The sequence below is a fragment of the Streptomyces sp. NPDC058470 genome (genome assembly GCF_042721055.1).
GTDB lineage: Bacteria > Actinomycetota > Actinomycetes > Streptomycetales > Streptomycetaceae > Streptomyces.
In genome coordinates this window covers 13233-27440 of the sequence record NZ_JBHXMF010000090.1, presented here as the reverse complement: position 1 = coordinate 27440, position 14208 = coordinate 13233, and the positions used below count along the sequence as shown (strand labels likewise).

Annotated in this window: 13 protein-coding genes; 10 read left to right on the top strand and 3 right to left on the bottom strand. The window is 71.1% G+C overall.

Annotation, left to right across the window (positions count from 1 at the left end; all coding sequences use genetic code 11):
- Nucleotides 1–350: 350 nt before the first annotated feature.
- Nucleotides 351–1163 (bottom strand): DUF3097 domain-containing protein, encoded by an 813-nt coding sequence (locus ACFWP7_RS39660; protein ID WP_384392485.1) that lies wholly within the window; start codon nt 1161–1163, stop codon nt 351–353.
- Between the two features lie 45 nt (nt 1164–1208).
- Nucleotides 1209–1985: an MBL fold metallo-hydrolase gene (locus ACFWP7_RS39655; protein WP_384392483.1), complete on the bottom strand. Its 777-nt coding sequence runs from the start codon at nt 1983–1985 to the stop codon at nt 1209–1211.
- Nucleotides 1986–2351: 366 nt separating this feature from the next.
- Here ACFWP7_RS39655 and hrcA point away from each other — a divergent pair, with 366 nt between their 5' ends.
- From hrcA to ACFWP7_RS39630, 5 genes are all read left to right on the top strand, one after another.
- The gene (gene hrcA, locus ACFWP7_RS39650) at nt 2352–3368 is read left to right on the top strand and encodes a heat-inducible transcriptional repressor HrcA (RefSeq protein WP_384392481.1); all 1017 of its coding nucleotides are present in this window, start codon (nt 2352–2354) and stop codon (nt 3366–3368) included.
- Nucleotides 3369–4508: a molecular chaperone DnaJ gene (gene dnaJ, locus ACFWP7_RS39645; RefSeq protein WP_384392479.1), complete on the top strand. Its 1140-nt coding sequence runs from the start codon at nt 3369–3371 to the stop codon at nt 4506–4508.
- Between the two features lie 134 nt (nt 4509–4642).
- A complete protein-coding gene (locus ACFWP7_RS39640) occupies nt 4643–5728 on the top strand; it encodes a nitronate monooxygenase (protein WP_384392476.1) in 1086 nt (361 codons plus the stop codon).
- Complete coding sequence (locus ACFWP7_RS39635) at nt 5725–6465, top strand: 16S rRNA (uracil(1498)-N(3))-methyltransferase (protein ID WP_384392474.1); 741 nt, start codon at nt 5725–5727, stop codon at nt 6463–6465. Before ACFWP7_RS39640 ends, ACFWP7_RS39635 begins: the two co-directional genes overlap by 4 nt.
- Before the next feature lie 192 nt (nt 6466–6657).
- Nucleotides 6658–7050, top strand: coding sequence for a VOC family protein (locus ACFWP7_RS39630; protein WP_384392471.1), 393 nt, complete (start codon nt 6658–6660; stop codon nt 7048–7050).
- On the opposite strand, the gene ACFWP7_RS39625 is transcribed toward ACFWP7_RS39630, so the two are convergent.
- On the bottom strand, nt 6992–7384 hold the full coding sequence (locus tag ACFWP7_RS39625) for a hypothetical protein (RefSeq protein WP_384392470.1): 393 nt from the start codon (nt 7382–7384) through the stop codon (nt 6992–6994). The genes ACFWP7_RS39630 and ACFWP7_RS39625 overlap by 59 nt on opposite strands.
- 136 nt (nt 7385–7520) lie before the next feature.
- Between ACFWP7_RS39625 and ACFWP7_RS39620 the strand changes: the two genes are divergently transcribed.
- From ACFWP7_RS39620 to ACFWP7_RS39600, 5 genes are all read left to right on the top strand, one after another.
- Nucleotides 7521–8030: a hypothetical protein gene (locus ACFWP7_RS39620; protein WP_384392468.1), complete on the top strand. Its 510-nt coding sequence runs from the start codon at nt 7521–7523 to the stop codon at nt 8028–8030.
- Nucleotides 8031–8117: 87 nt separating this feature from the next.
- The gene (locus ACFWP7_RS39615) at nt 8118–11348 is read left to right on the top strand and encodes a S41 family peptidase (RefSeq protein ID WP_384392466.1); all 3231 of its coding nucleotides are present in this window, start codon (nt 8118–8120) and stop codon (nt 11346–11348) included.
- A 198-nt stretch (nt 11349–11546) separates the two neighbouring features.
- Nucleotides 11547–11900 (top strand): histidine triad nucleotide-binding protein, encoded by a 354-nt coding sequence (locus ACFWP7_RS39610; protein ID WP_384392464.1) that lies wholly within the window; start codon nt 11547–11549, stop codon nt 11898–11900.
- A gap of 6 nt (nt 11901–11906) precedes the next feature.
- Nucleotides 11907–12812 carry a ribonuclease Z gene (locus ACFWP7_RS39605; RefSeq protein WP_384392461.1) on the top strand — a complete coding sequence of 302 codons (906 nt, stop codon included), beginning with the start codon at nt 11907–11909 and terminating at the stop codon, nt 12810–12812.
- A gap of 103 nt (nt 12813–12915) precedes the next feature.
- Complete coding sequence (locus tag ACFWP7_RS39600) at nt 12916–13908, top strand: adenosine deaminase (protein ID WP_384392459.1); 993 nt, start codon at nt 12916–12918, stop codon at nt 13906–13908.
- Nucleotides 13909–14208: the final 300 nt, after the last annotated feature.

The following is a 14208-nucleotide window of genomic DNA, read 5'->3' as shown; positions in this document are numbered from 1 at the left end:
GCGTTGGACGGGCTGAAAGGTCTCCAGCGCCGGACGGGCTGAAAGATCTCCAGCGTTGGACGGGCTGAAAGGTCTCCAGCGCCGGACGGGCTGAAAGATCTCCAGCGTTGGACGGGCTGAAAGGTCTCCAGCGCCGGACGGGCTGAAAGATCTCCAGCGTTGGACGGGCTGAAAGGTCTCCAGCGCCGGACGGGCTGAAAGGTCTCCAGCGTTGGACGGGCTGAAAGGTCTCCAGCGCCGGACGGGCTGAAAGATCTCCAGCGTTGGACGGGCTGAAAGGTCTCCAGCGCCGGACGGGCTGAAAGATCTCCAGCGCCGGACAGGTTGAAAGGTCTCCGGCGCCGGACGCGCTAAGCAGTCTCTGGTGCCGTCACGAAGTCGATCAACTCCTCCACCCTGCCCAGGAGTTCTGGCTCCAGGTCCTTGTAGGAGCGTACGTGGGACAGGATGTGCTGCCAGGCCGCGCCGGTGTTCTCGGGCCAGCCCAGGGCGCGGCAGACGCCTGTTTTCCAGTCCTGGCCGTGGGGGACACGGGGCCAGGCCGGGATGCCGACGGAGGACGGCTTCACGGCCTCCCAGATGTCGATGTACGGGTGGCCGACGACCAGGGCGTGGTTGCTGGTGACCGAGTCGGCGATGCGGGATTCCTTGGTGCCGGGGACCAGGTGGTCGACGAGGACGCCGAGGCGGGCGTCCGGGCCCGGGGCGAAGTCGGCGACGATCGCGGGCAGGTCGTCGATGCCTTCCAGGTACTCGACGACGACGCCCTCGATGCGCAGGTCGTCGCCCCAGACGCGTTCGACGAGCTCGGCGTCGTGCCGGCCCTCCACGTAGATCCGCCCGGCCCGCGCCACCCGCGCCCGCGCACCCGGCACCGCGACCGAACCGGAGGCGGTGCGGGAGGGACGTACGGGCGCCCCTGCCGCCGGGCGGACCAGCGTCACCACCTTGCCCTCCAGGAGGAATCCGCGCGGTTCCAGCGGGAACACCCGGTGCTTGCCGAAGCGGTCCTCCAGCGTCACCGTGCCCGCTTCGCAGCGGATCACCGCGCCGCAGAAGCCCGTGCCGGGCTCCTCGACCACCAGACCGGGGTCCGCAGGGACCTCCGGCACGGGCTTGGGCTTCTTCCACGGCGGGGTCAGGTCCGGAGAGTACTGGCGCATTCGGATGACGATAGGAGAAGCCGGGCCCCCGTGTCGTACGGCCTCCTACGACACGCCGAAGCGGGCCGCCAGCGTGTCGCGTTGGGCCCGGACAAACGCCGCATTCACCACCGCCCCGTGGCCGGGTACGTACACCGCGTCCTCCCCGCCCAGGTCGAGCAGCCGGTCCAGCGCCGCCGGCCAGTGGGACGGGACGGCGTCGGGGCCCGCCTGGGGTTCGCCGGACTCCTCCACCAGGTCGCCGCAGAAGACGATCTGCGGCCATGGCGGCGATCCTGGGACGAGGACCACCAGGTCGTGGGCGGTGTGGCCGGGGCCGATGTTCGCGAGCCGGACCTGTGTGCCGCCGCCGAGGTCCAGGGTCCGCTCGCCGGACACCTGGTGACGAGGGCGGGCCAACAGATCGGCGGCCTCGGCCGCCTCCAGCGGGTCCAGGCCGTTGCGTACGGCGTCCGCGCGCAGTTCCTCATGTCCGTGCGCGAGGACCGTATCCAGGCCGACCGCCCCGAACACCTCCACACCCGGGAAGGCTGCCGCGCCGAACACGTGGTCGAAGTGTGCGTGGGTGAGCGCGAGGTGCGTCACCCGGTGATCTCCATCTGGCACGTGCCGCGCCTCGGCATCAGGTTGCGTACCCGCGAGCAGCCGCCGTGCCTCGGAACGCAACTGCGCGCCCTCCCGCAGGCTCGACCCCGCGTCGATCAGCAGGGCGGCCCCCTCGCCGGCCACGAGCCCGACCGTGCAGTCCCAGCCAGGAAGCCGCCGCCGCCCGACCCGCGGCGCCACCCTCTCCCACCCCGCCTCTTCCCAAGTCACGCTCATGGGCCGACGCTAGTGCCTGTCCGACCATTCCCGTCTGCCCCGCGGCGCCCTACATGCCCCATGCCCTCTCGCCGTATCGGGCGCAGGCCCAAGTACGTCCGGTACGAGGGTCCGCGCCCGGCACGCCGAGAGCACCGGGGGCCTGGCGTCGCGAGGCCGCCTTCCGGGCAACGACGGAAATGGTCGGACAGGTACCGACGGCGAGGACCCCGTCGGCATGACCGCGCGGGTCCGCCCTTGCCGGGGGCGTACCTTCCCGCCGTACACTGGCCGGGGAAACGCTGGCACTCGCATGCGCTGAGTGCCAGGGGGAGAGTCCGGGATGAGTCCGGGAGACCACGGCGACGACATCTGGAGGTGTGCGCGATGCTCAGCGAACGCAGGCTCGAAGTGCTGCGCGCCATCGTCCAGGACTACGTGGGGACGGAGGAGCCGGTCGGTTCCAAGGCCCTCACCGAGCGGCACCGACTCGGGGTCTCCCCGGCCACGGTCCGCAACGACATGGCCGCCCTGGAGGACGAGGGGTACATCGCCCAGCCGCACACCAGCGCCGGGCGCATCCCCACCGACAAGGGCTACCGGCTCTTCGTCGACAAGCTCGCGGGCGTCAAGCCGATGACCGCGCCGGAGCGGCGGGCCATCCAGAACTTCCTCGACGGCGCCGTCGATCTCGATGATGTGGTGGGGCGTACGGTACGGCTGCTCGCGCAGCTCACGCGGCAGGTCGCCGTCGTGCAGTACCCGTCCCTCACGCGGTCGACCGTGCGGCACGTCGAGCTGCTGTCGCTGGCTCCGGCCCGCGTGATGCTCGTCCTGATCACGGACACCGGCCGGGTCGAGCAGCGCTTGATCGACTGTCCGGCGCCGTTCGGGGAGACGTCTCTGGCGGATCTGCGCGCGCGACTCAACAGCCGGGTCGCGGGGCGTCGGTTTTCGGACGTTCCGCAACTGGTGCAGGACCTGCCCGACGCCTTCGAGGCGGAGGACCGCGGTACGGTCACGACGGTGCTCTCCACCCTGCTGGAGGCGCTCGTCGAGCAGACCGAGGAGCGGCTGATGATCGGCGGCACCGCCAATCTCACCCGCTTCGGACATGACTTCCCTCTCACGATCCGGCCCGTACTCGAAGCGCTGGAGGAGCAGGTCGTGCTTCTCAAGTTGCTTGGTGAGGCGGGGGATTCGGGCATGACCGTACGGATCGGTCATGAGAACGCGTATGAGGGACTCAACTCCACGTCCGTCGTCTCAGTCGGCTACGGTTCGGGCGACGAGGCAGTAGCGAAACTCGGCGTGGTCGGACCGACCCGCATGGATTACCCCGGCACGATGGGAGCGGTACGAGCGGTGGCACGGTACGTCGGACAGATCCTGGCGGAGTCCTAAGTGGCCACGGACTACTACGCCGTGCTCGGCGTGCGCCGCGACGCGTCCCAGGACGAGATCAAGAAGGCGTTCAGGAGGCTCGCTCGCGAGCTGCACCCGGACGTCAATCCCGATCCGAAGACGCAGGAGCGCTTCAAGGAGATCAACGCCGCCTACGAGGTGTTGTCGGACCCGCAGAAGAAGCAGGTCTACGACCTCGGCGGCGACCCGCTGTCCCAGGCGGGCGGCGCGGGCGGCCCCGGTGGCTTCGGCGCCGGCGGCTTCGGCAACTTCTCGGACATCATGGACGCCTTCTTCGGTACGGCGTCGCAGCGTGGCCCGCGGTCGCGTACGCGCCGTGGCCAGGACGCCATGATCCGGCTGGAGATCGAGCTGGACGAGGCGGCCTTCGGCACCACGAAGGACATCCAGGTCGACACGGCCGTCGTCTGCGCCACCTGCAGCGGTGAGGGCGCGGCGCCGGGGACCTCGGCGCAGACCTGTGACATGTGCCGCGGTCGCGGTGAGGTGTCGCAGGTCACGCGGTCCTTCCTCGGCCAGGTCATGACCTCGCGGCCCTGCCCGCAGTGCCAGGGCTTCGGGACCGTCGTCCCGACCCCGTGCCCGGAGTGCGCGGGCGACGGTCGCGTGCGGTCGCGTCGGACGCTGACCGTCAAGATCCCGGCCGGCGTCGACAACGGCACCCGGATCCAGCTCGCGGGCGAGGGCGAGGTCGGCCCCGGCGGCGGCCCCGCCGGCGACCTGTACGTCGAGATCCACGAGCTCCCGCACTCCACCTTCCAGCGCCGCGGCGACGACCTGCACTGCACGGTCACCATCCCGATGACCGCGGCGGCCCTCGGCACCAAGGTGCCGCTGGAGACGCTCGACGGCATGGAGGAGATCGACATCCGTCCGGGCACGCAGTCCGGGCAGTCGGTCCCGCTGCACGGGCGCGGCATCACGCACCTGCGGGGCGGCGGGCGCGGTGACCTCATCGTGCACGTCGAGGTGATGACACCGTCGAAGCTCGACGCCGAGCAGGAGCGCGTACTGCGCGAACTGGCCGTGCTGCGCGGCGAGGAACGGCCCATCGGGCAGTTCCAGCCGGGGCAGCAGGGGCTCTTCTCGCGGCTCAAGGACGCTTTCAACGGTCGCTGAGGACCGACTGCCGGGCCTCTGAAGTGCGCCTTCTCGCCCTGGGCCGGACCGGCCCGGGCGGGAGGGTGCGAGTGGCCTATGCCACGCGGATGACTCGATTCGGACTTGTTCGGAGGACGTGACAACATGCCGTCATGTCCTCCGCACTGACCGATCTTTTCCCACACCCGATCGTGCAGGCCCCCATGGCGGGCGGAGTATCCGTTCCGCATCTCGCGGCCGCCGTGTCCGAGGCCGGTGGGCTCGGATTCCTCGCCGCCGGGTACAAGACGGCCGACGGCATGTATCAAGAGATCAAGCAGCTGCGCGGGATCACGAGCCGCCCCTTCGGCGTGAACCTCTTCATGCCGCAGCCCGAGTACGCGGACAAGGCGGCGGTCGAGGTGTACGCCCACCAGCTCGCCGGTGAGGCCGCCTGGTACGAGACCGAACTCGGCGAACCGGACAGCGGCCGCGACGACGGCTACGACGCCAAGCTCGCGGTCCTCCACGACAATCCGGTGCCGGTGGTCTCCTTCCACTTCGGCATCCCCACCCGCGAGGTCCTGGACTCCCTCGCCCAGGCCGGCACGCTCACCCTGGTGACCGCGACCACGGCCGAGGAGGCACTCGCCGTGCAGCGGGCCGGCGCCGCCGCGGTCGTCGTGCAGGGCGTCGAGGCGGGCGGCCACCAGGGCACCCACCGCGACAACCCGGAGACGGACGGCACCGGCGTCGGACTGCTCTCGCTGATCGCGCAGGTCCGCGAGAGCGTGCAGATCCCGATCGTCGCGGCCGGCGGCATCATGCGCGGCAGCCAGATCGCCGCGGTGCTCGCGGCGGGCGCGAACGCGGCCCAGCTCGGCACGGCGTTCCTCGCCACCCCCGAGTCCGGCGCGCACGCCGTGCACAAGCAGGCGCTGACCAACCCCCTCTTCGTCCGTACGGAGTTGACACGAGCCTTCTCCGGGCGCCCGGCGCGCGGACTCGTCAACCGCTTCCTGCGCGAGCACGGCCCGTACGCGCCCGCCGCGTACCCCGAGGTCCACCACCTCACCTCGCCGCTGCGCAAGGCGGCGGCCAGGGCGGGCGACGCGCAGGGCATGGCACTGTGGGCCGGCCAGGGACACCGGATGGCCCGTGAACTGCCCGCGGCGCAGCTGGTGGAGGTACTGAGCGCCGAACTCGCGGCTGCGAAGACAGCGTTGTCGGGGTTCCCTGAAAGGGGCGCGGTCCGATGACGGCTCCGGTGTTCGTGGTGGAGCATTTCCGTACGGGCGACGGCGGGCGCTATGTCCTCGACGGTCCCGAGGGGCGGCACGCGGTCTCCGTGAAGCGACTGCGGGCCGGTGAGGAAGTCGTCCTCACCGACGGCGCCGGGCGGTGGGCGGACTGCGTGGTGCTGGACACCGAGGGCAAGGACCGGCTGATCGTCCGGCTGGACCCGGTGGCCGAGCAGCCGGAGGAAGAACCCCGCATCACCGTCGTCCAGGCCCTCCCCAAGGGCGACCGAGGCGAACTCGCCGTCGAGACCATGACGGAGACCGGCGTCGACACCGTCGTCCCCTGGGCGGCCTCCCGCTGCATCACGCAGTGGAAGGGCGAGCGGGGCGTGAAGGCACTCGCCAAGTGGCGGGCCACGGCCCGGGAGGCCGGCAAGCAGTCCCGCCGCGTCCGCTTCCCCGAGGTCGCGGACGCGATGACGAGCAGGCAGGTTGCCGCACTTCTCGCCAAAGCCGATCTCGCCGCCGTACTGCACGAGAGCGGCGACGAACCGCTCGCCACCGCCGAACTCCCCGTGCGCGGCGAGATCGTCCTCGTGATCGGCCCCGAAGGAGGCGTCTCTCCTGAGGAGTTGGCGCTCTTCACCGAGGCCGGCGCACGGGCGTACCGCCTGGGGCGCAGCGTGCTGCGCACCTCGACCGCCGGGACCGCGGCGGCGGCGCTGCTGCTCGGCCGTACCGGTCGCTGGTCCTAGCGGGTGTCGGGGATCACCTCGGATCAGGCCGCGGTGCATGGTGAGGTGCATCGCAAGGCGGAGTATCGCAAGGCGGAGCATGACCTGCGTACTGGGCGTGCTCGGGTGATGCGGCAACGCGGCCAGGTGCCGTGCCAGGCGTCGCGGACCCGAGGTGATCCGGACGACACCCCTAGACCACTGGAGATCGCCTTGGAACTCGCCCAAGTACGCCTGCTCGTCTCCGACTTCCCGGCCTGCTACCGGTTCTACGCCGAGGTCCTCGGCCTCAAGCCGCAGTCGGGCGCGACCGGGGGGCCGTACGAGAAGTTCAGCCCCGTCACCGGCTCGGCGGGCATCGCTCTCCAGGACCGCGCGATGATGGCCCGGATCCTGGGCGAACTGGGCGACTCGGTGTCGGGACACCGCTCACTGGTGGTGCTGCGGGTGGACGACCTGGACGCGTACTGCGCGCAGATCACCTCCCGCGGTGCGACCCTCCTGCACGAACCGGCTCCCATGACCGACCGGATGCGCGCCGCCCACCTCAAGGACCCGGAAGGGAACCTGGTGGAGCTGCAGGAGTGGCTGCTGCTGCGCGGCTGATGACGGCGGGAAACAGGGTCCAGCCGTCCAACTCCCGCGGTCCCGGCAGCAGTTCACGCTCCCGCGCCTCGTCGACGAGAGCGCGTACGATATGTGGCTCGCGCAGGTTGATCAGATTGCCCCGCCCGTCGGCAGCGGAGCCCGAGTGCTGGAGCCCGTCGGCGACGTAGCGCCCCTCGCCCGCCCGGAAGACGATCAGGGTGCGGACACCGTCCAGGTGCAGGGAGAGCACCTCTCGGCAGACGTCACCGTCGCCGTGCTTGTGCCGCACGGTCCACACATAGGTGGTCTGCTCGTCCACGACGAGCCGTCTGGGCGTGCGGTCATTGCCCATGCGTTCGAGTATGGCGCGCGCGATGGCGGAGTGGCCGCATGCGGTCTTCCGTGCCACCCGGGACGGTGGCACGCTGCCGTCCATGGGGGTATTGAGACGAATTCTACGACGGACCGGACAGCGGCGGACAGTGGCGATGGCCGGTCTCGCGGCCGTCGCCGTGGGCGGTGTCGTCGCGTGCGACCCCGGCGGGCTGAGCTCCGCCTCCGTGGCGTACACGACCGACCAGACCGTGACGAAGGAGCTGGAGCGGCAGAAGGCGGATGTCGCCTGGCTCAGCTGCACGGCGTCGTTCGACGGCGGCAACCAGGCCTACACACCCGGGCAGACGCCCTCGCCGACCGAGGACACCGTGGCGGACGTCGACTGCACGGGGGAGACCTCGGACGGGAAGGACATCACCGTCACGGGCAAGGTCACCCGGGCCGTCGACGGCCGGTGCGTACGCGGTGATCTGACCGCCAGGATCGACGGCAAGCAGTGGTTCCACGTGACCGGACTCGGCAACTGCGACGCCCCCAGCACACCCGGGTACACCCCGCCCGTCGACAACCAGCCCCAACAGCCCGGCCCCACCGTCACGGTGACCGTCACCAGGACCATCTGGTGCCAGGGTGACCCCACCTGTTGGCCCGAGGGCAAGTGACGCGCGCAGTGCGGGGAGGTGGAGGAGGAAGGAGGTAAGTGATCGAAACCCCTGTCCGGGGGCGTGATCGCTGCCTAAGGTGATCGGGTGACAGAGCCCGCACCCTCCGCGTATCTCCGGTTTCCGCATCTGCACGGCGATCTGGTCGCCTTCACCGCCGAGGACGACATCTGGGTCGCCCCGCTGGACGGTGGCGGCCGCGCCTGGCGGGTCAGCGCAGACAACGTGCCGGTGAACCATCCGCGCATCTCCCCTGACGGCACGACCGTCGCCTGGACGTCCGGCCGTGACGGCGCCCCTGAGGTGCATGCCGCCCCGCTGGACGGCGGGCCGTCCAAACGGCTGACGTATTGGGGCAGTTCGAAGACCCAGGTGCGCGGTTGGACCCCCGACGGGCAGGTGCTCGCGCTCAGTACGCAGGGGCAGGCGAGCCTGCGGCGCAGCTGGGCGCGGGCGATCCCGCTCGACGGCGGCCCGGCGACCACCCTTCCGTACGGGCCCGTTGGCGATGTCGCCCACGGTGAGCCCGGCGTGCTGCTGCTGTCCGCTCCCATGGGGCGCGAGGCCGCCTGGTGGAAGCGGTACCGGGGCGGTACAGCGGGCAAGCTGTGGATCGACCGGGCGGCCGCGGGCGAAGAGGGAGCGGGGGAATTCGTACGGCTGCATGAAGAGCTCGACGGGAACCTCGAGTACCCCTTGTGGGTGGGGGAGCGCGTCGCTTTTCTGTCCGACCACGAAGGCGTCGGGGCGCTGTACTCGTCTCTCGCGGACGGGTCCGACCTGCGGCGGCACACACCGATCGACGGCTTCTACGCCCGGCACGCCGCGAGCGACGGCACCCGCGTCGTGTACGCGTCCGCCGGTGAACTGTGGCTCCTCGACGACCTGGACGGCGCCGAGCCGCGCCGGCTCGACCTGCGGCTCGGCGGACAGCGCGTCGACCTCCAGCCGCACTCCGTCAGCGCGTCCCGCTGGTTCGGGGCCGCCGCGCCCGACCACACCGGACGCGGCAGCGCGATCTCCGTGCGCGGCTCCGTCCACTGGGTCACCCACCGCTCGGGCCCGGCCCGCGCGCTCGCCGCCGAACCCGGCGTACGTGCCCGGCTGCCCCGCACCTTCCGGGCGGAGGGCGAGGAACACGTGGTGTGGGTGACGGACGCCGAGGGCGACGACGCCCTGGAGTTCGCCCCCGCGACCGGGGTCGCCCCCGGAGCGACACCCCGCAGGCTCGCCGCCGGACAGCTCGGACGGGTCCTCGCCCTCGCCATGGCACCCGACGGCAGCCGCGCCGCCGTCGCCTCGCACGACGGACGCGTCCTGCTCGTCGAGCGCGAGACCGGCGAGGTGCGCGAGGTCGACCGCAGCGAGAACGGCGACGTCAGCGGCCTCGCCTTCTCGCCCGACTCCGCGTGGCTCGCCTGGTCGCACCCCGGCCCGCGCCCGCTGCGCCAGCTCAAGCTCGCCAACACCACCGACCTGTCGGTCACCGAGGCGACCCCGCTCCGCTTCCGCGACTACGCACCCGCGTTCACCCTCGACGGCAAGCACCTGGGCTTCCTCTCGGCCCGCTCCTTCGACCCGGTCTACGACGAGCACGTCTTCGACCTCGCCTTCGTGGGCGGCTCCCGGCCGCACCTCATCACGCTCGCCGCGACCACCCCGTCCCCCTTCGGACCGCAGCGCCACGGCCGCCCCTTCGAAGCGCCCGACAAGGACGAGACGCCCGACAGCGAGGGCACCCCCGCGACCCGGATCGACCTAGACGGACTCGCCGACCGGATCGTGCCGTTCCCCGTCGAGGCCGCCCGCTACACCGGCCTCCGTGCCGCCAAGGACGGACTCCTGTGGCTGCGGCACCCGGTCCGCGGCGTGCTCGGCTCCTCCCGCGCCACCCCCGACGACCCGGACCCGAAGACCGAGCTGGAGCGGTACGACCTCGTCCAGCAGCGCATCGAGCACCTCGCCGCCGACGCCGACCACTTCGCCGTCAGCGGCGACGGCAAACGCGTCCTGCTGTGGACCGACGGCAAGCTCAAGGTCGTCCCCAGCGACCGGCGCGCCTCGAACGACGACGAGAGCGACACGAACATCACCGTCGACCTCTCGCGGGTACGGCAGACCGTCGATCCGACCGCCGAATGGCGGCAGATGTACGACGAGACCGGCCGGATCATGCGGGACAACTTCTGGCGGCCCGACCTGGGCGGCATCGACTGGGACGGCGTCCTGGAGCGGTACCGGCCGGTGCTCGAACGCGTCGCCACCCACGACGACCTCGTGGACCTCCTGTGGGAGGTGCACGGCGAGCTCGGTACCTCCCACGCGTACGTCGTGCCGCGCGGCGGCGGATGGAGCGGCGGCGACCGGGCGCAGGGGCTGCTAGGGGCGGACATCTCCCGTCACGAGGACGGCAGTTGGCGTATCGACCGGATCCTTCCGTCGGAGACCTCCGACCCCGACGCGCAGGCGCCGCTCGCCGCTCCCGGGGTCGCCGTGCGCGCCGGGGACGCGATCGTCGCGGTCGCGGGGCGGCCGGTGGACCCGGTGGCCGGGCCAGGACCGCTGCTCGTCGGCACCGCGGGCAAGGCGGTCGAGCTGACCGTCTCCCCGTCCGGCGGCGGCGATCCCCGCCACGCCGTCGTGGTGCCGGTGTCCGACGAGGAGCCGCTGCGTTACCACGCGTGGGTCGCCGACCGGCGGGCCTACGTCCACGAGCGGTCCGGCGGACGGCTCGGGTATCTGCACGTGCCCGACATGCAGGCGCCCGGCTGGGCCCAGATCCACCGCGACCTGCGCGTCGAGGTGGCCCGCGAAGGACTCGTCGTGGACGTCCGCGAGAACCGTGGCGGCCACACCTCCCAGCTGATCATCGAGAAGCTCGCGCGCCGGATCGTGGGCTGGGACCTGCCGCGCGGCATGCGGCCCTACAGCTACCCCGAGGACGCGCCGCGCGGGCCCGTCGTCGCCGTCGCCAACGAGTTCTCCGGCTCCGACGGCGACATCGTGAACGCGGCGATCAAGGCGCTGGGCATCGGTCCCGTGGTCGGCACCCGGACCTGGGGCGGCGTCATCGGCATCGACAGCCGCTACCGGCTCGTCGACGGCACGCTCGTCACCCAGCCCAAGTACGCGTTCTGGCTGGAGGGTTCCGGATGGGGCGTGGAGAACCACGGCGTCGATCCCGACGTCGAGGTCGTCCAGGCGCCGCAGGACTACGCCGCCGGGCGTGACACGCAACTGGACGAGGCGATCCGGATCGCACTGGCCGCGCTGGCGGAGAACCCGGCGAAGGCTGCGCCCGGGTTGCCGTCGCTTTGATGTTGGGTGCGGGGGCTTTGGTCCTGGCTGTGGAGGCTTTGATCTTTGGTGCGGGTGCGGCGGGTGCGGCGGGTGCGGCGGGTGCCTCGGCTGCCGCTGCCGCTGCGGCTGCGTTGTGGTGCGGGTGCGCGCCTGCGGCGATCAACGGGGCCGATACGATGCCGGTGTACTGACCGGACCGCGCGAGGAGGCACACGCATGGTGGGAGAGCCGCAGGACGACTGCCTGTTCTGCAAGATCGCCGCGGGGCAGATCCCGGCGGACGTGGTCCGGGAGACCGAGACGACCCTCGCGTTCCGGGACATCAGCCCCCAGGCGCCCACCCACGTCCTGGTCATTCCCAAGGTGCACCACCGGGACGCGGCGTCGCTGGCCGCCGCCGAGCCCGCCATCGCCGCGGAACTGCTGCGCGAGGCCGGCCAGGTCGCGGGCGAGGAGAAGCTCGAGAGCTACCGCATCGTGTTCAACACCGGCAGCGGCGCCGGGCAGACCGTCTTCCACGCGCACGCCCATGTCATGGGCGGCCGCGGTATGCAGTGGCCGCCGGGGTAACCGACCTTGTCCGTACGTGAATTGGTCGTCCTCGGCACCGCCAGCCAGGTTCCCACCCGCCACCGCAACCACAACGGCTACCTGCTGCGCTGGGACGGGGAGGGGCTGCTGTTCGATCCCGGCGAGGGCACGCAGCGGCAGATGCTGCGTGCCGGGGTCGCGGCTCACGATCTGCACCGGATCTGTGTCACCCACTTCCACGGCGACCACTCGCTCGGGCTCGCCGGGGTGATCCAGCGCATCAACCTCGACCGGGTGCCGCACGAGGTGACCGCGCACTATCCCCTCTCCGGGCAGCGGTTCTTCGACCGCCTGCGGTACGCGACGGCCTACCGCGAGACCGTCGCGCTCACGGAGGCGCCGGTCGATGCCGATGGAGTGCTTGCCGTGCGTGCTTCGTACACCCTGGAGGCCCGTCGGCTCTCCCATCCCGTCGAATCGTACGGCTACCGGCTCGTCGAGCCCGACGGGCGGCGGATTCTGCCTGAACTCCTTGCCGAGCGGGGCATCAAGGGACCCGATGTCGGGCGGCTGCAGCGGGAGGGCTCCCTGCCTGGGGTGTCCCTCGACGACGTGAGTGAGGTGCGGCGCGGGCAGCGGTTCGCGTTCGTCATGGACACCCGGCTGTGCGACGGGGTGTACGCGCTTGCCGAGGGGTGCGACATGCTGGTCATCGAGTCGACGTTTCTTGACGAGGATCGGCAACTGGGCTTGGATCATGGGCATTTGACGGCTGGTCAGGCGGGGGCTGTCGCCAAGGAGGCAGGTGTACGGCATCTTGTGCTGACGCACTTCAGTCAGCGGTACTCCGAGCCCGATGAGTTCGAGCGGCAGGCTCGGGCTGCCGGGTTCGAGGGGGAGCTGACCGTGGCGCACGATTTGGTGCGGGTGCCTGTGCCTAAGCGGCGGTGACTGTGGTGCGGGGGCGGGGGCGGGGGCGGGTGTGGGTGTGGGTGTGGGTGTGGGTACGTGTGCCGGTTCTGGGGTGGTTATCGATCGGCTTTACGATGATTTGATGGCCCTCCCCAAAGCTGAGCTGCACCTCCATATCGAAGGCACCCTCGAACCCGAGCTGGCCTTCGCGCTTGCCGCGCGCAACGGCGTGAGCCTGCCGTACGCGGACACCGATGAGCTGCGCAAGGCGTATCTCTTCGACGATCTCCAGACGTTCCTGAACCTGTACTACGAGCTCATGGCTGTCCTGCGGACGGAACAGGACTTCGCCGACCTCGCTGACGCGTACCTCGCCCGGGCCGCCGCGCAGGGGGTGCGGCACGCCGAGATCTTCTTCGATCCGCAGGCGCACATCGCGCGAGGGGTCGGCATGGGGACCGTCGTCGAGGGGCTCTCCCGTGCGCTGGCGCGTAGCGAGGAGACGCACGGGGTCTCCACGCAGCTGATCATGTGTTTCCTGCGGGACGAGTCCGCCGAGTCGGCGTTGGCGACCCTGTCGGCCGCGGAGCCGTATCTCGACCGGATCGTCGGCGTCGGTCTCGACTCCGCCGAGGTCGGGCATCCGCCGGGCAAGTTCCGTGAGGTGTACGAGGCCGCTGCGGCGCTTGGGCTGCGGCGGGTCGCGCATGCGGGGGAGGAAGGGCCGCCGTCGTACATCACCGAGGCGTTGGACGTGCTCGGTGTCGAGCGCATCGACCACGGGCTGCGGTGTATGGAGGACGACGCGCTGGTTGAGCGGCTCGTACGGGAGCGGGTGCCGTTGACGCTGTGTCCGCTGTCGAACGTGCGGCTGCGGGCCGTGGACGTGCTGGAGGATCATCCGCTGGTCGCGATGATGGATGCCGGGCTGCTGTGCACGGTGAACTCCGACGACCCCGCGTATTTCGGGGGGTATGTCGGGGACACCTTCCACGCGGTGCGCGAGGCGCTGGGGGTCGGTCAGGAGCGGTTGCGTGAGCTGGCCCGCAACTCGTTCGAGGCGTCGTTCCTGGAGCATGACGAGGAGCGGCGGGCTCGGTACGTTGCCGAGGTCGAGGCGTACGAGTTCGAGTAGGCGGCGGTGGCTGCGCCGGGTGGGTGGGTCGGGGCCGTACCGGAGCATCCGTCCTCGGTCTGGCGCGGAATGGGTTGCCCATCAAGGGGGCGGTGTTGACGCGCCAGCCGCTGCGGGCGGACGTTCCGGCACGTCCCCTTCTGCCGGTGGGCATCTGCCACCACCCTCAGCACCTTCCGGCGGAAAGTGTTTAGCCCGTCCGGCGTTTGAGGACGAGCGCGTTCAGGGCGATTGCGGGGGTCTGGGGGCGGCAGCCCCCAGGTGCGGGAACGGGCAGGGGCGGAGGGGGCGAAAAAATGC

Coding starts and splice junctions, on each gene's coding strand:
- hrcA (WP_384392481.1), top strand. CDS start 2,352: ATGCTCAGCGAACGCAGGCTCGAAGTGCTGCGCGCCATCGTCCAGGAC.
- ACFWP7_RS39655 (WP_384392483.1), bottom strand. CDS start 1,985: ATGAGCGTGACTTGGGAAGAGGCGGGGTGGGAGAGGGTGGCGCCGCGG.
- ACFWP7_RS39620 (WP_384392468.1), top strand. CDS start 7,521: ATGGCCGGTCTCGCGGCCGTCGCCGTGGGCGGTGTCGTCGCGTGCGAC.
- ACFWP7_RS39640 (WP_384392476.1), top strand. CDS start 4,643: ATGTCCTCCGCACTGACCGATCTTTTCCCACACCCGATCGTGCAGGCC.
- ACFWP7_RS39600 (WP_384392459.1), top strand. CDS start 12,916: ATGGCCCTCCCCAAAGCTGAGCTGCACCTCCATATCGAAGGCACCCTC.
- ACFWP7_RS39635 (WP_384392474.1), top strand. CDS start 5,725: ATGACGGCTCCGGTGTTCGTGGTGGAGCATTTCCGTACGGGCGACGGC.
- ACFWP7_RS39660 (WP_384392485.1), bottom strand. CDS start 1,163: ATGCGCCAGTACTCTCCGGACCTGACCCCGCCGTGGAAGAAGCCCAAG.
- ACFWP7_RS39625 (WP_384392470.1), bottom strand. CDS start 7,384: ATGGGCAATGACCGCACGCCCAGACGGCTCGTCGTGGACGAGCAGACC.
- ACFWP7_RS39610 (WP_384392464.1), top strand. CDS start 11,547: ATGGTGGGAGAGCCGCAGGACGACTGCCTGTTCTGCAAGATCGCCGCG.